The organism is Piscicoccus intestinalis NBRC 104926 (assembly GCF_001515525.1).
GTDB lineage: Bacteria > Actinomycetota > Actinomycetes > Actinomycetales > Dermatophilaceae > Kineosphaera > Kineosphaera intestinalis.
Map to the genome: position 1 here is coordinate 1 of NZ_BCNQ01000052.1, position 23,015 is coordinate 23,015.

Annotated in this window: 20 protein-coding genes and 1 pseudogene; 5 read left to right on the forward strand and 16 right to left on the reverse strand. The window is 71.1% G+C overall.

What is annotated here, in order from left to right; genetic code table 11:
- The 3 genes from PINTE_RS09860 to PINTE_RS09870 form a co-directional block, all read right to left on the reverse strand.
- The coding region (locus tag PINTE_RS09860; protein WP_157087166.1) for an alpha/beta fold hydrolase at positions 1–1,417 on the reverse strand (1,417 nt) is incomplete at its 3' end.
- 62 nt (positions 1,418–1,479) lie between these two features.
- Positions 1,480–2,502, reverse strand: coding sequence for a 3-oxoacyl-ACP synthase III (locus PINTE_RS09865; RefSeq protein WP_068429466.1), 1,023 nt, complete (start codon positions 2,500–2,502; stop codon positions 1,480–1,482).
- A gap of 268 nt (positions 2,503–2,770) precedes the next feature.
- Positions 2,771–3,838: a DNA polymerase IV gene (locus PINTE_RS09870; protein ID WP_444543859.1), complete on the reverse strand. Its 1,068-nt coding sequence runs from the start codon at positions 3,836–3,838 to the stop codon at positions 2,771–2,773.
- Between the two features lie 138 nt (positions 3,839–3,976).
- Here PINTE_RS09870 and PINTE_RS09875 point away from each other — a divergent pair, with 138 nt between their 5' ends.
- The gene (locus tag PINTE_RS09875) at positions 3,977–5,479 is read left to right on the forward strand and encodes an APC family permease (protein WP_068429469.1); all 1,503 of its coding nucleotides are present in this window, start codon (positions 3,977–3,979) and stop codon (positions 5,477–5,479) included.
- A gap of 208 nt (positions 5,480–5,687) precedes the next feature.
- Positions 5,688–7,187, forward strand: coding sequence for an APC family permease (locus PINTE_RS09880; RefSeq protein ID WP_068429472.1), 1,500 nt, complete (start codon positions 5,688–5,690; stop codon positions 7,185–7,187).
- Here PINTE_RS09880 and PINTE_RS09885 read toward each other — a convergent pair.
- The 3 genes from PINTE_RS09885 to PINTE_RS09895 form a co-directional block, all read right to left on the reverse strand.
- Entirely contained in the window at positions 7,135–7,731 is a 597-nt protein-coding gene (locus PINTE_RS09885; protein ID WP_084343441.1) for an Lrp/AsnC family transcriptional regulator, read from the reverse strand. The genes PINTE_RS09880 and PINTE_RS09885 overlap by 53 nt on opposite strands.
- A 119-nt stretch (positions 7,732–7,850) precedes the next feature.
- The gene (locus PINTE_RS09890) at positions 7,851–8,825 is read right to left on the reverse strand and encodes an MsnO8 family LLM class oxidoreductase (protein ID WP_068429476.1); all 975 of its coding nucleotides are present in this window, start codon (positions 8,823–8,825) and stop codon (positions 7,851–7,853) included.
- A 465-nt stretch (positions 8,826–9,290) separates the two neighbouring features.
- Positions 9,291–10,667 carry an MFS transporter gene (locus tag PINTE_RS09895; protein ID WP_084343442.1) on the reverse strand — a complete coding sequence of 459 codons (1,377 nt, stop codon included), beginning with the start codon at positions 10,665–10,667 and terminating at the stop codon, positions 9,291–9,293.
- Between the two features lie 72 nt (positions 10,668–10,739).
- Between PINTE_RS09895 and PINTE_RS09900 the strand changes: the two genes are divergently transcribed.
- The 3 genes from PINTE_RS09900 (at position 10,740) to PINTE_RS09910 (ending at position 14,165) form a co-directional block, all read left to right on the forward strand.
- Positions 10,740–11,756: a GlxA family transcriptional regulator gene (locus PINTE_RS09900; protein WP_068429479.1), complete on the forward strand. Its 1,017-nt coding sequence runs from the start codon at positions 10,740–10,742 to the stop codon at positions 11,754–11,756.
- Positions 11,757–11,830: 74 nt separating this feature from the next.
- Positions 11,831–12,868, forward strand: a complete 1,038-nt coding sequence (locus PINTE_RS09905; protein ID WP_068429482.1) for a GNAT family N-acetyltransferase — start codon at positions 11,831–11,833, stop codon at positions 12,866–12,868.
- A 73-nt stretch (positions 12,869–12,941) separates the two neighbouring features.
- Complete coding sequence (locus PINTE_RS09910) at positions 12,942–14,165, forward strand: Nramp family divalent metal transporter (protein ID WP_169798501.1); 1,224 nt, start codon at positions 12,942–12,944, stop codon at positions 14,163–14,165.
- A 169-nt stretch (positions 14,166–14,334) separates the two neighbouring features.
- Here the strand turns inward: PINTE_RS09910 and groL are convergent, their stop codons facing one another.
- The 10 genes and pseudogenes from groL to PINTE_RS09950 all read right to left on the reverse strand — a co-directional run bounded on the left by groL (position 14,335) and on the right by PINTE_RS09950 (position 23,007).
- Positions 14,335–15,984, reverse strand: a complete 1,650-nt coding sequence (groL, locus tag PINTE_RS09915; protein WP_068429488.1) for a chaperonin GroEL — start codon at positions 15,982–15,984, stop codon at positions 14,335–14,337.
- A gap of 39 nt (positions 15,985–16,023) precedes the next feature.
- Positions 16,024–16,149 carry a hypothetical protein gene (locus tag PINTE_RS24750; RefSeq protein WP_281178858.1) on the reverse strand — a complete coding sequence of 42 codons (126 nt, stop codon included), beginning with the start codon at positions 16,147–16,149 and terminating at the stop codon, positions 16,024–16,026.
- On the reverse strand, positions 16,095–16,733 hold the full coding sequence (locus tag PINTE_RS24290; RefSeq protein WP_245642886.1) for a zinc-binding dehydrogenase: 639 nt from the start codon (positions 16,731–16,733) through the stop codon (positions 16,095–16,097). The genes PINTE_RS24750 and PINTE_RS24290 overlap by 55 nt, the downstream gene beginning before the upstream one ends.
- Before the next feature lie 49 nt (positions 16,734–16,782).
- Positions 16,783–17,046, reverse strand: a pseudogene (locus PINTE_RS24295) (alcohol dehydrogenase catalytic domain-containing protein); the annotation flags it as partial.
- Positions 17,043–17,780, reverse strand: coding sequence for a metal-sulfur cluster assembly factor (locus PINTE_RS09925; protein ID WP_068429491.1), 738 nt, complete (start codon positions 17,778–17,780; stop codon positions 17,043–17,045). The pseudogene PINTE_RS24295 and the gene PINTE_RS09925, both read right to left, overlap by 4 nt.
- A complete protein-coding gene (locus PINTE_RS09930) occupies positions 17,777–18,838 on the reverse strand; it encodes an amidohydrolase family protein (RefSeq protein WP_068429495.1) in 1,062 nt (353 codons plus the stop codon). The genes PINTE_RS09925 and PINTE_RS09930 overlap by 4 nt, the downstream gene beginning before the upstream one ends.
- 325 nt (positions 18,839–19,163) lie before the next feature.
- On the reverse strand, positions 19,164–19,514 hold the full coding sequence (gene mimD / locus PINTE_RS09935) for a propane 2-monooxygenase effector subunit MimD (protein ID WP_217996558.1): 351 nt from the start codon (positions 19,512–19,514) through the stop codon (positions 19,164–19,166).
- Positions 19,511–20,431, reverse strand: a complete 921-nt coding sequence (locus PINTE_RS09940) for a ferritin family protein (protein WP_084343443.1) — start codon at positions 20,429–20,431, stop codon at positions 19,511–19,513. The genes mimD and PINTE_RS09940 overlap by 4 nt, the downstream gene beginning before the upstream one ends.
- Before the next feature lie 7 nt (positions 20,432–20,438).
- Positions 20,439–21,269, reverse strand: coding sequence for a 2Fe-2S iron-sulfur cluster-binding protein (locus PINTE_RS09945; protein ID WP_084343444.1), 831 nt, complete (start codon positions 21,267–21,269; stop codon positions 20,439–20,441).
- Between the two features lie 103 nt (positions 21,270–21,372).
- A complete protein-coding gene (locus PINTE_RS09950; protein WP_068429498.1) occupies positions 21,373–23,007 on the reverse strand; it encodes a ferritin family protein in 1,635 nt (544 codons plus the stop codon).
- Positions 23,008–23,015: the final 8 nt, after the last annotated feature.

The window sequence follows — 23,015 nt, forward strand, 5'->3', positions numbered from 1 at the left end:
CCATCGCCGCGATCGCGGCGAGCCCCTTGGCGATGCCGACGACGTGAGCCGGTCCGGCGCCGCGCAGCGCCCGCCCCATGCCGGGCAGCCCGAGGCCGGCGTCGGCGACGACGATGACCGCGCCGAGGCGCCAGCAGGCGTACACGGCGACCGTCAGGTCGATGCCCGGCGGCACGAGCAGCGCGACCCGCTCGCCGGGCCGCACGCCGTGCGCGGCGAGCCCGGCCGCGACGGCCCGCACGTCGGACTCGAACTGCGCGAACGACATCCGCCGCCCGCTGCGCACCTCCGCGACCGCGAGCTCGTCCGGCGTGTCCGCGACCCGGTCGAGCAGGCGCGCCCACGCCGGCCCCTCGTGTGCCCACGGGCCGGCATCGACCGGCGGCCGCGAACTCGTCGACCCGGCCAGCGCGGGCTCGACGATCCGCTCGATCCAGCGCCACACGTCGGCGGCGGTGCGCGGCGCGTCCTCGGTGACGAGGTGCCCGGCTCCCTCGTAGCGGTGCACGCTCGCGTGCGGCAGCCGCCGGCGCAGGTCGCGCAGGTGCTCCTCGGAGAAGACGGGGTCGCGCGGTCCGCGCAGCAGCAGCGCCGGCGCGTCGAACCCGGTCAGTCCCGTGGCGATCGCGTCGAGCACGGGACCCGTCGGGTGGCCGGGGGCGGCCGGGATGTCCGCGACGAACTGGCCCACGAAGGCCCGGTCGCGCGACCGCGGATAGGGCGCGGCGAACGCGTCGCGCACCTCGCGGGGCAGCGGGGGCCGGGAGAGGCCGGTCGCGGCGCGCACGAAGGCGGGCGTGCGCGCGGTCGCCGCCGCGAGCAGGGCCGGGGAGGTGGCGAAGCGCAGCGGCCGCGGAAGGCCGGTCGAGAAGTCGTGCTGCACCGCGGTGTTCGCGAGCACGAGACCGGCCACCGAGCCTCCGCGTTCGCGGTGCCGCAGGGCCCAGCCGGAGGCGATGATCCCGCCCCAGTCGTGCCCGGCGACCACGACCGGCGCTCCGTCGGGCGTGAGGCCGAGGGCGTCGGTCAGCCCGGTCAGGTCGTCGATGCGCTCGGCGAGCGAGCGCGGCTGGTCCAGGGAGCCCGACGGGGCCTCGGAGTAGCCCATGCCGAGCTGGTCGACGGCCACGACCCGCCACCCGGGCCGAGCCGCCGCGAGAAACCGACGCCACAGGTACGACCACGTCGGGTTGCCGTGCACACAGAGCAACACCCCGCGGCCCTCGGATTCGGCATCGCCTGTGTCAAGCACATGCCACAAGCGAGGTACCCCCTGGGAGTCGGACGCCTCGACGTAGCGCGACCACTGCGGCTCCAGGCCCGGCAGGTCACGCAGGCCCGCCAGCCTCGGCAGCCCCGACTGCCCGAACTGGCCCGGCTGGCCCGACTGGCCCGACTGGCCCGACTCGCCGGGCATCGAAGCCTCCCCGGGCGCCGCAGGTAGCCCGGGCGCCGCGGGCGATGACGATGCGGCCCGACTCACCAGGCGAGCTCGGCGAACGAGGTGTTCAGGCCGGAGCCGATGCCCATGAGCAGCACCCGGTCGCCGGTGGACAGGTTGGGGGAGTGCTGCGCGAGCGTGAACGGCACCGAGGCCGACGCGGTGTTGCCGTGCTCGATGAGCGTCAGCGGAAACCTGTCCATGTCGAGGCCGAGGGAGTCGCACAGGCCGCGGATGTGCACGATCGAGGTCTGGTGCGCGACGTAGCTGTCCATCTCCTCCCAGTCGAACTCGCCCTTGGCGTCCTTCCACGTGTCGACGGCCAGGGCCAGGCCCTCGGTGTACAGGGCGCCGCTGTCGGTCTTCATCTCCTCCATCGACCCGATGCACAGGTTGTGATGGGCGGTGCCGGCGCGGCTCACGCCGCCGACGAGCGTGTGCCCGTCGGGGTTGGCGTCCTTGCGGGCGAGCACCATGGCCGCGGCGCCCGACCCGACGGTCAGCGTGGCGAACGCCTCCTTGATCTCGTGCTTGGTGGTCTCGCCGCGCTCGAGCCGGGCGATCGTGCGTTCCTGCGGCTCGCGGGTGCCCTCGGAGGTGACGACGAGCGCGTACTCGATCTGGCCCGCGTCGATGAGCGTGCCCGCCAGGTGCATCGCGTTGACGAAGCCCAGGCAGGCGTTGGTCACGTCGAAGTTCATGCAGCCCGTCGGCAGGCCCAGCTGGTGGTGCACCTGCGTGGCCACGGCCGGCTCCAGGTGCGGGCGGGTCACCGAGGCGTTGATGAGGAGCCCCACGCGGTCGGGATCGACCTCCGCGGCGGCCAGCGCCTGCCGACCGGCGACGACCGCGCCCTGCACGTAGCCCTCGTCGGCCGGCCACCATCGGCGCGACTGCACGCCCGCCAGCGAGGCGAGCATGCCGCGGGTCAGCCCCAGGCGCGCGTAGGTGTCGACGAGGCGGTCGTCGATGGCGTCCGAGGTGATGACTTCGGGGGCCTCGACCGACTCCACGGACAGCACGGCGGTGTTGTCGAGTCGGTAGCTGGCGTTTCCACTCATGAGTGTCCTTCTCCGGGCATGCGCGGGATGCCGCAGGTCGATCGCGGTGGCTGATCGTACCCGCGCAACTCGGGGGACATGTCCCTGCGGTGTGGATCGTCGGTTTCTGGCGGTGCCGCGCCTGGGGAGCGCGAGCTCGACCCCGTCGACGCGGGAGCCGCCCAGCGTGGAACGGTTCAGGCGCCGTCGAAGTGCCCGTCCCAGACTTCCATGCGCGGCGCGCGGTGTCCCCGCAAGATCAGCGCAGCGTCAGCACCGGGTGCGTTCCTCACTCCGGCGGGGCCATCTCCGCGTACACGCCCAGGAGCCGGATCGGCCGGTCCGGCTCGATCCGGTCACGGGCCAAACGCACCGCGGCGGAGACGATGTCGGCGCGCTCGGCGGTGGCGGCAGGCAGCTTGCGCGAACGCGTCACCGTGAAGAACGGCGCGTACCGGATCTTCAGTTGCAGCCGCACCGCGGGCCGGCCCTCGCGACCGATCGCGTCGACGACGCGCTCGGCGAGCGCGGCGACCGCGGCGAGGATCTCCGCGCGGTCGGCCAGGTCGGTCTGGAAGGTCGTCTCGTGCCCGTGTCCGCGCGGCACCCACGGGGTCGGGTCGACGTGCGCTCGCCCCTCGCCGCGCCCCAGGTCGCGGTACCACGGCCCCATCCGCGGCCCGAACTCTGCGACGAGCGGTTCGACGTCGGCGGCGGCGAGCTGCGCGACGGTCTGCACCCCGAGCGCCGCGAGCCGCGCGGACACCTTGGCGCCCACGCCCCACAGCGCCCGCGTCGGCCGCTCACCCATCACCTCGAGCCAGTTCGCCGCGGTCAGCGTGAACACCCCGCGCGGCTTGCCGAAGTCGGTGGCGTTCTTGGCCCGCACCGTGGTGTCACCGACTCCGATCGAGCAGTGCAACCGGGTCGCGGCGAACACCGCTTCCTGCACCTGGTGGGCGAAGGCGACCGGATCGGGGGTGCGCACGCCGAGAAAGGCCTCGTCCCAGCCGAGCACCTCGACCACCGCCAGCTCGCGCAGCACCGCCATGACCGCCTCGGAGGCGGCGAGGTAGGCGGGCGCGTCGACGGGCAGGATCACCGCCTCCGGGCACTTGCGGGCGGCGATCCGCAGCGGCATGCCCGACCCGACTCCGAAGGCGCGGGCCTCGTAGGAGGCGGTCGAGACCACCGCGCGTTCGGTCGGGTCGCCGCGGCCGCCGACGATGAGCGGGAGGCCGGCCAGCTCGGGGCGGCGCAGCACCTCGACGGCGGCGATGAACTGGTCGAGGTCGACGTGCAGCACCCACGCCGGTTCGCCGGCGCCGGTCGTCGAGGCGAGGGCCGCGGGGCGCACTGTTGCAGTGTGCCGGAACCGTGGCCGGGGTCCGCGCAGGTCGGGTGACGTTTCGACGGTGTTAACCCTTGAGCAAAGGTCCGATTTCTGCGGTTCGGAGCCTGTTGTCAATGGGTGGCGGCCCCTACGTTTGCGCGCATGACCTCTTCCTCAGGCAGTCCGCTGCGGCGAAAGTCCGTCGAGACTGTCATCCACCAGAACGATCCCGTCGACGGCGAGTCCCACGGCCTGGCGAAACGGCTGACGACCAAAGACCTCATCGGGTTCGGCATCGGCATGATCATCGGCACCGGCATCTTCACGCTCACCGGCGTGCAGGCCAAGAACGCGGCCGGGCCGGCCGTGGCGATCTCGTTCCTCATCGCCGGGGTCGTCGCGCTGCTCGCGGCGCTGTGTTACGCCGAGCTGGCCTCGTCGGTGCCGACCGCCGGCAGCGCGTACACGTACGCGTACACGACGATCGGTGAGATCTTCGCGTGGATCATCGCCTGGGACCTCGTGCTGGAGTTCGCCCTCGGCGCCGCCGTCGTCTCCCGAGGCTGGTCGGGCTACCTGCAGGAGGCGTTCAACCTGCCGACGACGTTCTTCGGGGAGGATTCGGTCATCAACCTCGGCGGCGTGTTCATCGCGCTCGTGCTCGGTTTCGTCGCGCTGCGCGGCATCCAGGAGTCCAAGTGGGTGACGAACACGCTGGTCGTCATCAAGGTCTCGGTGTGCGTCTTCATCATCGTCGTCGGCGCGTTCTACGTGAAGTCCGGCAACTGGAACCCGTTCATCCCGCCCTCGCAGCCGTCTGCGGAGTCGGCGATGGGCACCCTGCAGACCCCGCTGTGGCAGGTCGTCAGCGGGGCCACCCCGAGCGTCTTCGGGATCTCCGGCGTGCTGGCCGCCGCGGCCGTCGTCTTCTTCGCCTACTCCGGCTTCGAGGTCGTCGCCAACCTCGGTGAGGAGGCGAAGGACCCGGGCCGCGACATGCCCCGCGGGCTGATCGGGGCGCTCGTCATCTGCACGGTGCTCTACCTCGCGGTCTGCCTCGTCATCACCGGCATGGTCAACTACACCCAGATCTCCGAGGGCGCGCCGCTGGCCGACGCGTTCGCGCAGGTCGGGCTCGGCTGGGCCGGCGTGCTCATCGGCGTCGCCGCGGTCTGCGGGCTCAGCTCGGTGATCCTCGTCGACATCATCGGCATGGGCCGCATCGGCTTCGCCCTCTCCCGCGACGGGCTGCTGCCGCCCGCCGTCGGCCGGGTGCACCCCAAGTGGCGCACCCCTGTGGGCATCACCGTTGGCACGACGATCGCCGTCGCCGTCCTGGCCGCGTTCGTGCCGCTGGGTGCGCTCGCCGAGATGGTGAGCATCGGCACGCTGTTCGCGTTCTTCGTCGTCTCGATCGCGGTCATCGTGTTGCGCCGCACGAACCCGGACATGAAGCGCCCGTTCCGGGTGCCGTTCTCGCCGTTCGTCCCGGCGCTGTCCGCCGTGCTGTGTCTGGGCATGATGGCGAGCCTGGCCACCGAGACGTGGATCCGGTTCGTCGTCTGGCTCGCCATCGGCCTGGCGATCTACTTCGGCTACGGCAAGAAGCACTCCCACCTGGCGACCGGCGAAGCCTCCGTCGCGCAGGAGACTCTGCACCACTGACCTCTCGCCTCTGATCCGGGCGGTCCCCCTGTCGGGGGTGGCCGCCCGGTTGTCGTCTCACCGGTCGCGGGCCGAACCGGAGCCGGGCGGGCCGGCTGGTCTGAGCCGCCCGGTTTTCCGAGCCCGCGGGGCCACTCGGGCCGGAGCCCGTGCCGCTGGGTGGACCCGCGCGCACGCCACCACCGGGGAGGCGCTAGCTTGCGCGGCTATGAACACCTCGCACGGCCCGCTGCGCCGCAAGCCGGTGAGCGCCGTACTCGCGCAGAACGACGCGGACCACCTCGACGCGGCCCACCCCGGACTGGCCAAGAAGCTGACCGCCACAGACCTCGTCGGCTTCGGGGTGGGACTGGTCATCGGCACCGGAATCTTCACGCTCACCGGCGTGCAGGCCAAGAACGCCGCCGGCCCCGCGGTCGTGCTGTCGTTCCTCATCGCCGGGATCGTGGCGCTGCTCGCGGCGCTGTGTTACGCCGAGCTCGCGTCGTCGGTGCCCACCGCGGGCAGTGCGTACACGTACGCGTACACGACGATCGGGGAGCTCTTCGCGTGGATCATCGCGTGGGACCTCATCCTCGAATTCGCCCTCGCCGCATCGGTCGTCGCGCGCGGCTGGTCGGGCTACCTGCAGTCGGCGCTGGGCCTGTCGCCGACCTTCTTCGGGGAGGACTCGATCGTCAACCTCGGCGCCGCCGGCATCACCCTCGTACTCGGCGCCATCGCCGCCCTCGGCATCACCGAGACCAAGTGGGTGACGAACGTGCTCGTCGTCATCAAGGTCTCGGTCTGCCTGTTCATCATCGGCGTCGGCGCGTTCTTCGTGCGCGTCGAGAACTGGAGCCCGTTCGTGCCGCCGGCGCAACCGGCTCCGGAGTCGTCGGTGGGGTCGTGGCTGACGATGCCGCTGTGGCAGGCCGTGACCGGCGCGACCCCGAGCGTCTTCGGGGCCTCCGGAGTGGTGGCGGCCGCGGCCGTCGTGTTCTTCGCCTTCGGCGGCTTCGAGGTGCTCGCCAACCTCGGTGAGGAGACCCGCGACCCGGGCCGGGACATGCCGCGCGGCCTCATCGGCGCGCTCGCGGTGTGCACCGCCCTGTACATCGGGGTCAGCCTCGTCGTCACCGGGATGGTGCACTACACGCAGTTGTCCGAGGGCGCGCCGCTCGCCGACGCCTTCGACCACGTCGGGCTGCACTGGGCCGGGTCGCTCATCGGGATCGCGGCCGTCGCGGGGCTGACGTCGGTGATCCTCGTCGCGCTCGTGGGGCTGGGCCGGGTCGGCTTCGCGCTCGCCCGCGACGGGCTGCTGCCGGCCCGCTTCGGGCAGGTGCACCCGCGCTGGCGCACGCCGGTGGGGGTGACCGTCGGCGCCACGCTCGTCGTCGCGCTGCTCGCCGCGTTCGTGCCGCTCGGGGCGCTGGCCGAGATGGTGAGCATCGGCACGCTGTTCGCGTTCTTCATCGTCTCGATCGCCGTCGTCGTGCTGCGCCGCACCGCCCCCGACATGCACCGGCCGTTCCGGGTGCCGTTCTCGCCGGTCGTGCCGCTGGCCTCGGCCGCGCTGTGCCTCGGCCTCATGTCGAGCCTCGTCGTCGAGACGTGGCTGCGTTTCGTCGTCTGGTTCGTCGTCGGCCTGGCGATCTACTTCGGGTACGGCATCAGGCACTCGCGCCTGGCGCGCGCGGCGAGCGACGAGTCGGTGCGGGCGTAGCGCCCGGCCGGGTCGCGGCGCGCTGGGCCGACCCCGGGGAGCGGCCGCGGGCGTCGGCTGTGGCGATGGCGTGGTCGGGGGCGTCGGCGGCGTCGAGCAGCGGGCGGATGCGGTACGGGATCACCTCGCGCAGAAACACGCTCGTCTGCGTGCGCAGGATGCCGGGGCACAACCGGATCTCCTCGGAGACCCGGTACAGGTCGTCGGGGTCGCGGGCGACGACGTGACACAGCAGGTCGGTGATGCCGGCCGGGGCGAAGCACTCGAGCACCTCCGGCACCCGCCGCACCGCCGCCACCGCCTCGTCGAGCTTGTGCTGATCGAGCTCGGCCGCCACCTGACCGGCCAGCCCGCGGCCGAGCGCCGCCGGCGGGATCCGGGTGCTCTCCAGCCGCAGCAGGCCCTCGGTGCGGTACCGGTCGAGCCGGCTCTGGATCGTGCCGCGCGCCAGCCCGGTGCGCTGCGCGAGCAGCATGACGGTCATCCGCGGATCGTCGTCGAGGGCCGCGAGGATGCGCCGGTCTGTCGCGTCGAGTTGATACACGGGGTCCCCTTTGATCGTTTCGATCACTCTAGGGCGGCGCGGCGGGCGATCCGATCAGGCGGCGCGGACGGCGTCGGCGGGGCGGTGGCGAGTCAGGCAGCGCGGACGGCGGCGGCGAGTCAGGCGGCGCGGACGGCGGCGGCGAGCCGTCGGTCGGATTCGTACATCGCCTCGACGTCGAACGTCGACGCGGTGCTCATGATCTCGTCGGCGCCGGTGCGGCGCACGAGGGCGGTCAGCCCGGCCATCACCTCGTCCTCGGTGCCGTGGATCGAAGCGCCGACCGCCCGCTCGACCGTGGTGCGCTCCCGGTCGCTGAGCTGCTCCGGCACGTCGGCCCGCGGACCCAGCGGCGGAAAGGCGCCGTCACGGCGCGAGACCGCCATCGCCCAGGCCTCCGGCAGCGCGAGCTCGCGTGCCTGCCGCGCGGAGTCGGCGACGAACACGTCGAGGCTGACGACGAGATAGGGCTCCGGCTGCGCGGGGGATGGTCGGAAGGATTCGCGGTACGCGTCGAAGGCCTCCGGTCCCGCCCACACGGCCGGGCCGCCGACGACCGCGGGCAGCCCGAGCCGCGCCGCGATGTCGAGCCCGGCGCCCGTGCCGAGCACGAAGAGCGGAGGCGGGGTGACGCCCGCGGGGCGGGCGGTGACCGGCCCGGCTCCGGTGAGGAAGTCGCGCAGGGCGCCGATGTCGGCGACGAACCGCTCGACCGGAGCCTCGTGGGTGCCCAGCGCCTCGCGAACGGGTTCGGTGAAGCCCAGGGAGCGGCCGACGCCGAGGTCGATGCGGTCGCCGTGCAGGGCGGCGAGCATCGCGAACTGTTCGGCGACGAGCAGCGGCCGGTGGTTGGGCAGCATGACCCCGCCGGAGCCGACCCGGATGCGCGACGTCGCCTGCGCGACTGCCTGGACCATGAGCGCCGGTGCGCCCGAACCGATCCCGGGCACCGCGTGGTGCTCGGCCACCCACAGCCGGTGGTAGCCCGCCGCCTCGGCGTGCTGGGCCCGGCTCACCGTCTGCGTCAGCGACTGCGCGTCGGGATGGCCGGTGCGCGTGCGGGACCGATCGAGCAGCGAGAGCGGGAGATTCACCCTCTCGACAACGCCGCGAGTGCCGTCGTCTCATCCCGCCCCATCCCGCGCGGGCAACGGCCCCGGCTCGCGCAGCCCCTGGTCCGCCCCGGTCCGCCCGCCCGGCCCTATCGACGGCGAGCCGCCCCGCCGCCCGCGTGATGACCAATCCGGCGCATGGCTTCCGAGCGAGTTTGATCAATCTGACCAATCTCGGCCCCTGCGGTTGTGCAGCCCGCCCGGTATGAGCTTTAGTTGCGGTCGTGCAGGCGGTGACGGGCCAACAGGCTCCTCGCCGTCAGCGACCACCGGCGCGCCGATCATCGCGGGCCGGGGGATGGCCCCGCCGCACCAGGCGAGGTTCGTCCGGTCGCCGAGCGTCCGCGCGCCACCCACGCGCGGGGACGACGTGCGAGGCGCCGACCAGTTCGCTGGCGGCGCCTCGCGCGCGTCCGGGGCCAGTTCCGCGCTGCGGCCGCGGAACGGTCAGGCGGCAGCCGCCGGGGTCGTCGCCTGCCGCCCCTCCCGGCGGATCGCCAGCGACATGACGGCCGCGGCGGCGCACAGCCCGGCGCCGAGGTACCAGGCCAGGTCGTACTGGCCGTCGACGTCGCGGATGAACCCGGCGCCCCACGAGGCCACCGCGGCCCCCAGCTGGTGCGAGGCGAACACCCAGCCGAAGACGATCGGCCCGGCCATGCCGAAGCGCTCGCGGCACAGTGCGACGGTCGGCGGCACGGTCGCCACCCAGTCGAGGCCGTACACGAGGATGAACGCCCACATGCTCGGCTCGACGTTCGGCGCGAGCAGCATCGGCAGCAGCGCGAGCGACACCCCGCGCCCGGCGTAGTAGATGCCGAGCAGGATGCGCGGATCGATCCGGTCCGTGAGCCAGCCGGAGCCGATCGTGCCGACGATGTCGAAGATCCCGACGAGCGCGAGCAGCCCCGCGGCCGTGGTCGCCGGCATCCCGTGGTCGTGCGCGGCCGGCACGAAGTGCGTGCCGATGAGCCCGTTCGTCGTCGCCCCGCACACCGCGAACCCGCCCGCGAGCAGCCAGAACGTGCGGGTTCGGGCGGCCTGGCGCAGCGACTCCAGGGCCCGCCCGGCGCTGGAGCCGGTGCGCGCGGCCCGCGGCGGCCCCGGGTCGCCGGCGTGCGCGCCGTAGGCGCTCAGCCCCAGGTCGTGCGGATGGTCGCGCAGGAACAGCAGCACGATGGGCACCGTCGCCAGCGCGCCGGCCGCCACCACGAGCGACGCCGCGCGCCAGCCCACCGTCGACGACAGGTGCGCCATGACCGGCAGAAAGATCAGCTGGCCGGTGGCGTTGCCGGCCGTGAGGATGCCGCTGACGAGGCCGCGTCGGTGCACGTACCAGCGCGAGGAGATCGTCGCGACGAACGTCATCGACATCGAGCCGGTACCGGCTCCGACGACGATGCCCCACAGCAGCATGAGCTGCCACGGCGCGGTCATCCAGATCGTCAAGCCGCTGCCGGCGGCCACCGCGAGCAGCGCGAACGTGACGACGCGGCGCACCCCGAAGCGGTCCATGAGGGCGGCCGCGAACGGTGAGATGAGCCCGAACAGCACGAGGTTGACCGACACCGCGGCGCCGATCGTGCCGTGACTCCAGCCGAACTCCTCGTGCAACGGGGTCATCAGCACCCCCGGCACCGACCGGAAGCCGGCCGACCCGATGAGCGTGACGAAGGCGACGACCGCGATCGTCACGGCCCAGCGGGTGTGCCGCGCGTCGAGCGAGTTGTCGACCGAGGGGATCTCGTGGTCGGCGAGATACTCGCTGGTCGTGCGCTCGGAGTCGGTGTCGCCAGACTTCTCGACGGGCGTGCGGTCGGTCATGGTCCCCGAGTCTGCCCGGCGATTTCGGCGATCACCAGTGGCCGAAAAGCCATCTATCGCTAGGATCTGGCCATGGCATCGACACTGCACCGCGTCGCCGTCCTCGCGCTCGCCCCGGCCGTCGGCTACGACGTGGCGATCCCCCCGCTGATCTTCGGCAGCGCCACCGACGGGCGGGGCAGCCCGCTGTATCAGGTCGACGTCATCGGGCTCGGCGCCCGGGCGGTGCCGACGACCGCCGGCTACGGCATCCAACCCAGCGGCGGCGAATCGCTGCTGGAGACCGCCGACACCGTGGTCGTGCCCGGCACCCGCTGCGAGGGCCCCCGCCGCCACGGTCGGCTCGACGACGAACTGGCCGCGGCGTGGGCACTGATCCCCCCCACAGCCCGCATCATGTCGATCTGCACGGGCGCGTTCGTGCTCGCCGCGGCCGGGGTGCTCGACGGCCGGCGGGTCACGACGCACTGGCGCCACGCCGACGACCTGGCCCGCCTCTACCCGCGCGTGCACGTCGAGCCCGGGCTGCTGTTCGTCGACGACGGCGACGTGCTGACGTCGGCCGGACTGGCCGCCGGCACCGACCTGTGTCTGCACGTCGTGCGCCGCGACCACGGTCCGTCGGTCGCCAACCGCGTGGCCCGGCAGTGCGTCGTGCCGCCGTGGCGCGAGGGCGGTCAGGCCCAGTTCATCGAGCAGGCCCCGAGCGTCGCCCGCGACGAGACCGTCTCGCGCATTCGCACGTGGTGTCTGGAGCACCTCGAGGAGGACCTCGCGGTGACGACCCTGGCCAAGCTCGCCGGCATGAGCGTGCGCACGTTCACCCGCCGCTTCCGCACGGAGACGGGCCAGGCGCCCGGGGAGTGGATCATCGCCCAGCGCGTGCAGCGCGCGCAGCACCTGCTCGAGACCACCGACCTGCCGATGGAGACGGTCGCGGCCCGCGCCGGGCTCGGCGGCGCCGTCTCCCTGCGCGCCCACATGCGCGCCCGGGCCGGGGTGTCCCCGACCGATTACCGGCGCACCTTCCGCGGTCCGGCCTCGGAGGTCGACGAGAGCGAACCGGCTCCGGCGGGGGCCTCGGGCTGACCGGCCGCTGAGATGTATGGCGCGCGTGACCGGCGTCCTGTCGCCCGCGCCGCGGCGTTTGTCACGATGGAGGGGTGACTGATCTGGTGCCCGCCATCCTCGGCCTGCCCGCGGGGTGGACCGTACGGTTACCCACGAGCGACGACGTGCCGCGCGTCGTGCGCCTGCTGCAGCGCCACCGGGAGGTGGCCGGCGGCCCGCCGCGGGTCGACGCCGAGGCCCTGGAGTCCGAGCTCGTCGGGCGCGGCTCGTGGACCCGCCGCCAGTTCGTGCTGCGCGACCCGCAGGGGGAGGTGGCCGGCTGGGCCGGCGTGCACGACCGGGCCGCGGGACGCACCGACGTCGACCTCGTGCTCGACCCGCAGGCGCCCGACGACGACGCCGTCGCGTCGGCCGTGCTGCGCTGGATCGCCCAGGTCGCCGGGCAGGTGGCCGCCGAGCGCGGCCTGCCCGCAACGAGACTCGACGCCCTGGCGTACGCGACCGACGAACGTCAGCAGCGCTGGCTGGGTGATGCCGGTTTTGAGTTGGCCCGCACCTGGCGGCACATGAGCCGTCCGGTGGAGCCCGCGGAGGCGGACGGCCACGCGATCCCGGTGCGCGCCGGGGTGCGGGTGCGCACGGTGCACACCCACCCCGACGGGATGCCGGTGGCCGAAGACCTGCGCACGGTGCACCTGCTGCTCGAGGAATCGTTCGCCGACCACTTCAACTCCTACCGGGAGAGCCTGGCCGAGTTTCTCGCCCGGCTCGGGGAGGGGCCGGGGCACACCTGGGACCACTGGTGGATCGCCGAGATCGAGAACGGCGACGACTGGCTGCCGGGCGGCGCGCTCGTGGGAACGGTGCTGCCGGAGAACGCCGACGGCTTCGAGGGCACGTACGTCGAGTATCTCGGCGTGCACCGGCGGGCCCGCGGCCGCGGGGTGGCCAAGGCGCTGCTCGGCACGGTGATCGCCGACGCCGCCCGCCGCGGCCGAGACCGCGTCGGCCTGGAGGTCGACGCGCAGAGCCCGACGCACGCCGACGCGCTATACGCCTCCCTCGGCTGGCGCACCGGCTTCGAGATGCAGTCCTGGCAGACGCAGGTGCGCGCCGAACCGGCTCCCTGATCGGCGCGGGTGCTGGGGCCCGTCTCAGGTTGAGAACCGTCCGAAACAGTTGCGGCGTATCGTGCCTGCGTCGGTGACGGAAGGGGACGCCATGTACCGGGAGCGGTCGGCCCCGTGGGCGGTGCTGCTCGTGCCGGCCCTGCTCACCACGGTCGCGTACGTCGACCCGGGCAACTTCGGGTCGAACATCGAAGCCGGGTCGGTGCACGGCTACGACCTGCTGTGGGTCGTCGCGCTCGCCTCGGTCGCGGCGGGGATCATCCAGTACCTGGCCGCGCTGCTCGGCCTGGCCACCGGCCAGACACTCGCGACCCTCACCGCGCAGCGGATGGGCCACCGCAACCGCCTGCTCATGTGGCTGCAGGCCGAGGTCGTCGTGCTGATGACCGACCTGGCCGAACTCGTCGGCGGCGCACTCGGTCTCTACCTGCTGTTCGGGATCCCCCTGCCGGTCGGCGCCTGCATCGTCGGGGTGCTCAGCCTGCTCGTGCTGGCGACGGGACGGAAGGCGGCGGCCTTCTCGGCGCCGCTGACGCTCGCGCTGCTCGGGGTGGTCGGGGTCTGCGTGCTCGCGGTGGTGGCATTCTTGCGGCCCTCGCCCGCGGGCGTCGCCGGGGGACTGGTGCCGGGTGGACTCGACGCCTCCGGGGTGCTGCTCGTCGTGGCGATCGTCGGCGCGACCGTCATGCCGCACGCGCTGTACTTCCACTCGGCGGTCAGCGCGCACACCGGGCATCGACCGTCTCCGGAGCGGGCGGCCCAACTTCGCCGCCGGCTCGGCCTCGCGGTGGCCGGCGCGCTCGGGGTGGCCGCCTGCGTCAACGGGTCGCTGCTGCTCATCGGGGCGGTGCTGCCGACCCACGGCGGCATCGAAGGTGCGCATACCGCGATCGCCGCGGCCGTCGGCAACGTCGTCGCGGTGCTCTTCGGGGTGGCGCTGCTCGCCTCGGGCGTGGCCTCGACGGTGGTCGGCGTGTTCACCGGCCAGGTCGTCATGGAGGGCTACATCCACCGGCCGTTCTCGGTGTGGCTGCGCCGCCTCGTCGGGCTCGTGCCGCCGCTGGTCGTGCTGGCCCTGGGGGTCGACCCGACGTGGGCGCTGGTCGTCAGCCAGGTCGTGCTCGCGCTCGCGCTGCCGATCACGCTCGTGCCGCTCGTCCTGCTCGCGTGCTCGCCGCGCGTCATGGGTCCGCTGCTCCCGGGCCTGCCGGTCCGCGCCGCGGCCGTCGCGCTCGTCGCCCTCATCACGATCATGGACGCGGCCCTCGTCTACCTAGTCCTCACCGGCCAGGCCTGAGCGTCCCTCCGCCCCCACGTCGGCCGAAGGCTGCCCTATCAGCCGATGGCTAGGGCTGTAGCACGAGCCCTCGACCGAAAGGGCAGCCTTCGGCCGCTGTGGTGGGGCGACGGGGGCCTGCGCCCGCCCGGGGACGCCTCCGGGCGGGCGCAGGCGTCGGTGCGTGCGCTCAGTAGATGTTCGAGGGGCGCACGAGGCCCTCGGCGAGGTCGCCGAAGCCCGGCGCGTAGATGGAGCCGGGGTTGACGACGACCTCCTCGACGATCGCCGTCTCCGTGGTGATGAGCAGCGCGGCGATCGAGGCGGCGCTCTCCAGCGCCGTGCGGGTCACGGTCAGCGCGTCGAGCACGCCGAAGTCCGCCATGTCGCCGTACTTGCCGGTCAGCGCGTTGAAGCCGTGACCCACGGGGGCGGCCACGACCGACTCCACGACCTCCTCGCCCTCGTAGCCCGCGTTGATCGCGATCCAGCGCAGCGGCTCGGCCAGCGAGTGCCGCACGACCTCGCGGCCGGCGATGTCGTCGCCGTGCAGCTCCACCCGATCGACCACGGAGACGGCCTGCGCCAGGGCGGTGCCGCCGCCCGCCACGACACCCGCCTCCATGGCGGCTCGCGCCGCGGCCAGGGAGTCCTCGATGCGCAGCATCCGCTCCTTGAGCTCCACGCTCGTGGCCGCGCCGACGTCGATGAGCGCCACCCGGCCCGACAGCCGCGCGATCCGCAGCCGCAGGCTGTCCTGGTCGTGCTCGATGCGGGCCCGGTCCAGTTGCGCGGTCAGCTGGCCGATGCGGGCCTGCACGAGGTCGGCCTCCCCGCCGGGCCCGGTGATCGTCGTCGCCTCTTCGGTGATCGTGACGTGATCGCACGTGCCGAGGTCGGCCGTCGAGACGTCGGCCAGCGACACCCCGGAGTCGTCGGCGACGACCCGCCCGCCGAGCGCGGCCGCGAGGTCCTCCAGCTCGGCGACCCGCCGGTGCCCGAAGCCCGGAGCCCGAACGACGACCGAGCGGAACGTGCCGTGCACGTTGCCCTGCACGACCATCTGCAGCGCGGGCCCGTCGACGTTCTCGGCGAAGATGACCAGCGGCCGGTTCAGCCGCCGGGCCGCCTCGATCGCCGGCATGAGCTCCTGAACGTTCTCGATCTTCTTGTTGGTCAACAGGATCGCGGGGGAGTCCAGGGAGGCCTCCATGCGTTCCTTGTCGGTGACCATGTACGGCGAGATCCAGCCGTGGTCGATCTCGATGCCGTCGACGACCTGCATGCGCATGCCGGTGCCGTCGCCCTCCTCGACCTCGATGACCCCGTCGTGCCCGACGGCCATGAGCGCGTCGGTCACGATCCGCCCGATCCGCTCGTCGTCGTTGGCGGCCAGCGTCGCGACCGCGAGCACGTCGGAGCGCCCGCCGATCTCGACCGCCCAGCTCTCCAGCTGGCCGACGACCTCGGTGACCGTGGCCTCGATGCCGCGGCGCACCCGCATCGGGTTGGCGCCCTCGTCGATGACGCGCAGACCCTCGCGCACCATCGCCTGAGCCAGCACGGTCGCGGTCGTCGTCCCGTCTCCGACCGCGCCGTTGGTCTTCATCGCCACTTCCTTGACGAGCTGGGCGCCCATGTTGGCGAACGGCTCGCGCAGCTGGATCTCGCGCGCGATCGTCACCCCGTCGTTGGTGATCGTCGGTGGGCCCGTGAGCTTTTCGAGCACCGCATTGCGGCCCTTGGGGCCGAGCGTCACCTTGACCGCGTCGGCGAGGGCGTTGACCCCCGCCTCCAGCTGGCGGCGCGCATCGACGTTGAAACGCAGTTCCTTAGCCATGTCTTAACTCCTTGACACAAAGCAGATGGGCGGGCGAGCTCAGGGGATGAGGATGGCCCGGCCGCGGACCGTGCCCGCGTCGAGGTCGTCGAGGGCCCGCTGGAAGTCGGTCAGCGCGTACTGCTGCGTGTGCAGCGTGACCTTGCCCTGGGCGGCAAGCGCCATGAGGTCCTGCAGGTCCGTGTAGCTGCCGACGAGATTGCCGATGAAGTTGATCTCCGTGGAGATGATGTCGATCGTCGGCACATCGATGTTCTCCCGTACCCGATGACGTAGTAGGAGCCGGCCCGGCGCAGCATCGCCACGCCCTCGGCGGTCGCGCCGCCCTCGCCGACGAAGTCGAGCACGGCCTGGGCGCCGGCGCCGCCGGTCAGCTCGAGCACCTTCTCCACGTGCGAGCCGTCGGCCTGCACCGTGATGTCGGCGCCGATCTTGCCCGCGAGCTTCAGCGCGTCGGCGTTGCGGTCGACGACGATGAGGGTCGCCGGGCTGAGCGCCTTCATGCACTGGATCCCGATGTGCCCCAACCCGCCCGCGCCGATGACGGCGCAGAACTCACCGGGGCGCAGCACCTTGGCGGCCTTGGCCGCGGCGTGCTGCGCGGTCAGGCCCGCGTCGGCCAGGGCCGCGACGTCCGCCGGCTCCAGGGAGTCGTCGAGCTTGACGCAGCTGCGCGCCGACGTGCGCAGGTACTCCGCGTACCCGCCGTTCGTGTCGATGCCGGGAAAGGCGTTGTTCTCGCAGTGCACGTCGTCCCCGACGGCACGCGCGGCACAGCCCGCACGTCATCAGCGGGTGCAGGATCACCTTGTCGCCCACTGCGACGTTCGTCACCGCCTCCCCGACGGCGTGCACCCAGCCGGCGTTCTCGTGCCCGATCGCGTACGGCAACTCGACGCCGCTCTTCGCCTCCCACTGCCCCTCGAGAATGTGGATGTCGGTGCGGCACACCCCGGCCGCGCCGATCTTGACGATGACGTCCAGCGGCCCCTGCAGCTGCGGCTCCTCGACGTCGCGCAGTTGCAGATTCTCGTGGTACCCGACGACCTGTACGGCCTTCATGATGCGCTCCTGGTGTTCGTGATGATCGTGGTGATGCCGCCGGCGTCGCCGTCCGCGTAACGCGTCGCGAGCAGGCCGCGGCAGAAGTGGGAGTTACCCTCCATCGAGATTCGCACCGACGTCGCCCGACGCAACCGCATCGGAGCCTGCTCAGCCGGCACCGGCACGCCGTCGTCGTCGACGAGCACCGGATCACCGGAGTCGGTGGACAGCCCGATGTCCGCTCGCCGCGCCACCAGCGCGTCGGTGCTCGGGCCCGGTGGAAGGTCGCCCAACCGGATGCGAGGCAGGTCGTCGACGCTGCGGAGGCGGGCCCGCAGCAGCGCCATGAGCGCTCGCTCCATCGCCGCCGTGTGCGCCTTGCGCCGGAAGGTCGCCCGCAGCTCGTCCAGGCTCGTGTCGGCCTCATGGCCGAACGTGCCGACGTAGCCGGCGTGTGCCGCGAGCCCCGCGTTGATCGTGTCGGAGTCGTGATGGTCGTCGAGGAGAACGCTGACCCGGCCGATCCCGGGTACCCGAGCCAGTGCGTCCTGCGCGTCCGACGCCATGAGGTAGGCGAAGTTCGGGGAACAGAACGAGGTGGGCAGGCGCAGGTGCACCTCGATGCCCTCCTCGTCGATCGCCACGGAGCGGACGAACCCGAGGTCCGTCACGGGTTCGTCCAGCTCCGGGTCGATCACCGTTCCCAGCGCTTCCCAGACCTGCGTCTGTAGCGAGCTGGCGAGGGTGGTCATGACAGCGCAGGCTCCTTCGCCGCGCGGGTGTTGTCCGCGCCCGCCGCGACCTCGGCGTCCGCCTCGCCCGCCTCCGTCGGCAACCGCAGCTCCGCCGGCACGTCCAGGTCGTACAGCGCCGCCGCGTTGAGCCCCAGGATCTTCTTCTTGTTCTGCGTCGTCAGCGGCGCATACTCCGTCATGTCCTCCGGGATCTGGAAATCCACGAACCGCTCGATGAGCCACTTCGGGGTCCACAACGCGTAATCACTCGCGAACACGATCTTGTCCTCGCCGAGCCAGTACAGCAGCTCACCGATGACCTGCGCGAAATACCGCGGCCGCGTGTGCATGAACGGAATGGCCACCGCCAACCCGCCGTACACGTTCGACTCCTGCGTCGCGATCCAGCAGAAGTCCTCCAACCGCGGCAACCCGCAGTGCTCGATGATGAAATTCAGATCCAGGTAGTCCGTCGCCACCTTGTCCACGTCCGCCACGTCAAACGCGTCCCGATCCAGCGGCCGGATCGTCGGACCCTTGTGCACGTGCACGTTCGTGATCCCCAGCTCGATCGCCTTCTCCAGATACCGCCGCGACCACGGGTCGTCCAGCTTGTACCCGCGCGAATCGCCATGCCACTCCGCCGTGTACAGCTTGATCCCCTTCAGGCCGAACCGCTTCGCGTCCTCCTCGAACCGCCTCAGCCCGACCTCCCCGTTCCGCGGGTCGTACGCGTGGTTGTACGTCAGCTTCCCCGGATTGTCCTGCGTCAGCTTCCACGACTCCTCCACCCGCGCGAAACCGTTCTTGTAGAAGTCCCGCAGAATCGTCGCCTGGAAGATCGCGTGGTCCACGTAGCCGTCCTCGAACAGGTCCTTCATGAAATCCTGCTCGGTGTACTTCTGGTACTTCTTGTAGTCCCAGACCTCTTCTTCCGGGCTGAGGTTACGGTGATAATCGTAGAAGCACTCGATAAACTGGTGCCCGTGGATGTTGCGGCAGTTCTCGTCGCTGCCGTCCCACAGGTGAACGTGACCGTCGACGATGTAGTACTTCTCGCCGTTCTTCTCGTACATGGCGTCCTCACTTCGTTGTGACTCGTGCTCTTGCTTCCTTGCCTTTTCAGTTGTCTTCTCTTGCGGTTTCCTTGGGGCTTGCTTGAGCCTCACCTCTTGTGGGCCGCCGGGGTGAGCGTCACCCGTGAGCCTCACCTCTTGTGGGCCGCCGGGGGCTGGGGGTGCTTCTTGGGCCTACCATCCGCGCGACCTGCGCTGCGCTTCGGTCGCGCTCCCGCCAGACCCGTCCACGGCCCGGCGAAGCACCCCCAGCCCCCGGCTCCCTGGATAGGGACGTCGCCTCCGTGCGCGGGAGACAGGCCGTGGGTCGGGGGCAGCGCTCCTCCTACGACGCGTGTAGGTCGAAGCCGATGTAGTCGGCGGCGTCCTCGGGGCTGGCGAAGAGCATGGTGCGGTCGTCCAGGTGGACCATGCGGCCGTAGTGGGTGGAGGAGATCTCCTCGAAGACGGAGCCGTCGAACTCGGAGCCCAGGGCGTCGGTGATCTCCTCGTAGTCGAAGTCCAGACGGTTTGTACCATCCACTCGGATCATCGAGGTGTACTCGACGAGCTTGACGCCGTCCTTGGCCCCCATGACCTCCGCGACCACGCGGCCGACCGGGGTGTTCATGAGGGTGACGCCGCACATGTTGGAGAAGCTGGCGTTCGACCCGAAGGTCATCTCGTTCTGACTCACTGGTTCAACTCCTTCGGAACGTCGAGGCCGAGGTCCTCGAGCAGGTGGGTGAACTTCTCGGTCGCCGCCTCCATGGAGGCCGCGAAGGTGACCGGCTTCTCGGCCGGCTGCGACCAGATCGGCTGCAGCTGGGCGGCGGCGTCCAGGCACTTGGGCACCCACTCGGAGAGCCACTCCTGCATGAGGGCCTTGTTGGCCTCGCCGTGCTCCTCGTCGCGGGTCAGCATCTGGAAGAGCGCGCGGGTGTAGTTGAGGTCGCGCGCGTAGTCGTTCTCGCCCGTGCCGACGATGGTCGGGGTGACGTAGTCGCCGTTGCGCGCGGCGATCTGCATGACCAGCTCGCTGCGGAACAGGGCGCCGACGAGCTGTTCGAAGACGACGTTGCTGCAGAACAGGAGCTTGGCCCAGTCGCCGATGGCGGTGAGCTCCTCGACGGCGCGCCGGGTGGCCTGCCATTCGGGGGCGTTGCTCCAGACCTCGCGGTGCACCTGGCCGTCGAAGTCGTCGTCGGCCTCGGACAGGTCGAGGTTGAACAGAGCGAGGTCCTGCGCGAAGCGCATCTTGTGCGCGGCCGTGACCGCGACGGCGGTGTTGATCATGTTCGTCGGGCCCGAGCGCTGGATCGACGTGAAGACGTGCAAGGCCATGCCGTTCTCGGCGTGCATCCACGCGCCGAGGTTGCGGGCGATGAACTTCTTCCAGGCGGCGTTCCAACCGGCGTAGGCGCCGGCGCGCTTGGCGTTCTGCAGGCTGAGGTTGACCTGGCGCACCACCGCGGAGTTGTTGCGGTAGATCGTCTGTTCCCACTCCTCGTTGGGGTCGAGGAACGCGTGCCAGTTCGTGGACTTCAGCACCGTCCACTCCTGCGGGTAGCCGCCCGGACCGTCTCCGAAGCCGTAGATCCAACCCTGGGTCAGGTAGCGCTCAGAACAGGTCGGTCTCGGTGCGCGCGCCGTAGTAGAACCGCACCGGCCGTGTGTCCTGGGTCTGCGCGAGGTGCCGCAGGATCGACAGGATCGGCGCCATGCCCGCGCCGCCGGCGATGCAGACGATCGGGAGCACGTGACCGTCCTTGAGGGTGCTGCTGCCGTACGGGCCGACGATGTCGAGCTCGTCGCCGACCGCCAGGCCGCCCTCCTCGAGCAGCGAGGAGAACCGGCCGCCGGGGTAGCGCTTGATGAGGAACTCGATCTCGCCCAGGTCGGCGCTCGCCGACCCGCCGTGAGCGCCGCCGCCGTCGGCGCCCCCGCCGGAGCCGCCGTGCCCGTTGGGCGTGGTGGCCATGGAGAACGACCGGTGCTCGTCGGTGCCGGGGATCATGATGTCGACGTACTGGCCGGGCTTGAAGTCGAACGACTCCGGCGTGATCGGCTTCAGCCGCAGCGAGACGATGTCTCGCGTGACCGCCTCCAGGCCGGTGATCTGCGTCGTGACCTCCTGGATGGGGATCGCGTTGAGCAGCTCGTCCTCGTCGAAGTTCAGCAGCTCGACCGTGCAGTCGCTGAAGGCGTGGCCGCGGCACAGCAGCACGTAGCCCTCCTCGACCTCGGAGTCGTTGCAGGCGAACGTCGAGTACCGGTCCATCTGGATGTCGCCGTCGAGCAGGAACGACTTGCACGCCGAGCACTGGCCCTCGCGGCACCCGTGCATGAGGTGGATGCCCTGCCGGAAGGCCGCGTCGAGGATGTTCTCGTCCTCGTCGACCTCCATCTCGATGTCGACCGGCTCGAAGGAGATCCGATGGGTCCGACCCATGGGTGACGTCCTTTCTGAGGCGACCGGACCGGCTCCCGGCGGCACGGCGAACTGACGCCCTGCCGCCGGGGCCGGCGGTCGGTGATGCGGGGGAGAGTCGGGCTCAGACCGACACGTTCGGGTTGGCCCGGTAGGCGGCGACGTGCTCCTCGCGCTCGGCGTCGCTCATCTGGTTGAGCAGCACGTTCGGGCTCTGGAAGGTGATGCCGCGCACGTCGTCGAGCGTCCACAGCTTCTTGGGGTCGTCGAGGTCGAGGTGCGGTTGCGGGATCAGCGTGTTGCCGTCGTCGCGCACGTACCCCAGGTCGCTGATGATGTCGGCGAGGTCCTTGTCGTGGTGCAGGGTCTCCCACTCGCGGAAGCCGGTGAGCCGGCCCATGTGCGGGGTCTCGCGGCCCTCGTACTCGGGGCGGAACGCCGTGGTGTCGGTCCACGCGCAGGTCTCCGAGCAATAGGTGCGCCACTGCCCGTCGACCTTGTCGACCACCATGTCCTCGCGGATGAGGCACGGCACCATGCACGTCCAGCAGCGGTGCGGGTACTCGTACCCGACGTCCTCGAACGCGATCGGCTTGTTCTTTCCGGGGTGGGCGAGGCGGTTGTAGTTCTCCCACCACTTGCCGAACTGGTCGTACCAGCCGGGGTACTTCTCCTCGAACCACTCGAAGTCGGTGTCGGTCATGCCGTCGATGCGCCAGTAGTTCACCGGCCAGCCGGTGGCGAAGAACTGCGCGACGCGGTGCACATAGAAGCCCTTGGTGATGCGGTTCCACGACTCCTCGACGAGGTCGTGCGGGATCTTCAACCCGTACTTCTCCAGCGGCAGCAGATAGCTGCGGTAGTAGTCGTCGTAGATCCAGCGGCGCCACATCTCCGCGTAGCTCTCGCGGTTCTTGCGGCGGTCCTTCGTGCCGTACTCGATGAACGTGCCGATCGCGGCGTCGACGACGCAGTGGTTGTTCCACCACGCGTAGCGCAGGTCGCGTTCGAGCAGCGGCCGGTTCCGCTCGTCGGCCAGCGCCATGAGCAGGATCGAGTAGCCGTTGGAGATGTGCCGGCTCTCGTCGGACTGCACCGAGTGGAAGACCGTCGGCAGCAGGTAGTCGCCGTTGGCGGCCGCCTCGTCGGGCATGGCGACGAACAGCGTGTTGGTGAACGCGGTCTCGGCGACGACCGTGAGGTAGATGTTCGCCGCGGTGATCGCGTCGCCGGTGATGAAGCCCTCACCGAACTGCCGGCCGATGGTGCCCGCGTAGTTGTTCGCGAACCCCTTCTCGGTGATGTCGAACCCGGCCGGGTCGATGTAGTGGTTCATGTACAGCTTCTTGAGATTCATCTGGATCGTGCTGTGCCGAACCTCGTCGATCATCTGCACGGACAACCCGTTGTGGATCTCGGGGTTGGGTACGGCGTCGATGGCCATCGGCATCGCGCGGGCCGCGGAGATCTCGGGGAAGGGAATGATCGAGAGGAACAGCTTCTGCCATTCCAGCCAGCGCTGCTGCACCTGGCGGAACATGTTGCCGCGGATCGCGCCGTCCATCGTGCCGTAGACGCGGTTGTCCTTCTCCTCCTCCATGGGGAAGTAGGAGCGCATGATCTGCTTGAGCGGGTCCTTCTTCGGGGCGCGCTCGAACGTGTAGTCGGTACCGAATCGGGTGGCGGGGGTCGCGAAGGTCGGCTCCCACGACAGCTCGGTGATCTTGGCGTGTGCTTTGGTCAGGCTCTGACGGCTCACGAATGCCT

Coding starts and splice junctions, on each gene's coding strand:
- PINTE_RS09895 (WP_084343442.1), bottom strand. CDS start 10,667: ATGACCGACCGCACGCCCGTCGAGAAGTCTGGCGACACCGACTCCGAG.
- PINTE_RS09945 (WP_084343444.1), bottom strand. CDS start 21,269: ATGGGTCGGACCCATCGGATCTCCTTCGAGCCGGTCGACATCGAGATG.
- PINTE_RS09875 (WP_068429469.1), top strand. CDS start 3,977: ATGACCTCTTCCTCAGGCAGTCCGCTGCGGCGAAAGTCCGTCGAGACT.
- PINTE_RS09880 (WP_068429472.1), top strand. CDS start 5,688: ATGAACACCTCGCACGGCCCGCTGCGCCGCAAGCCGGTGAGCGCCGTA.
- PINTE_RS09930 (WP_068429495.1), bottom strand. CDS start 18,838: ATGTACGAGAAGAACGGCGAGAAGTACTACATCGTCGACGGTCACGTT.
- PINTE_RS09925 (WP_068429491.1), bottom strand. CDS start 17,780: ATGACCACCCTCGCCAGCTCGCTACAGACGCAGGTCTGGGAAGCGCTG.
- groL (WP_068429488.1), bottom strand. CDS start 15,984: ATGGCTAAGGAACTGCGTTTCAACGTCGATGCGCGCCGCCAGCTGGAG.
- PINTE_RS09900 (WP_068429479.1), top strand. CDS start 10,740: ATGGCATCGACACTGCACCGCGTCGCCGTCCTCGCGCTCGCCCCGGCC.
- PINTE_RS09865 (WP_068429466.1), bottom strand. CDS start 2,502: ATGAGTGGAAACGCCAGCTACCGACTCGACAACACCGCCGTGCTGTCC.
- PINTE_RS24750 (WP_281178858.1), bottom strand. CDS start 16,149: ATGGCGCTTGCCGCCCAGGGCAAGGTCACGCTGCACACGCAGCAGTAC.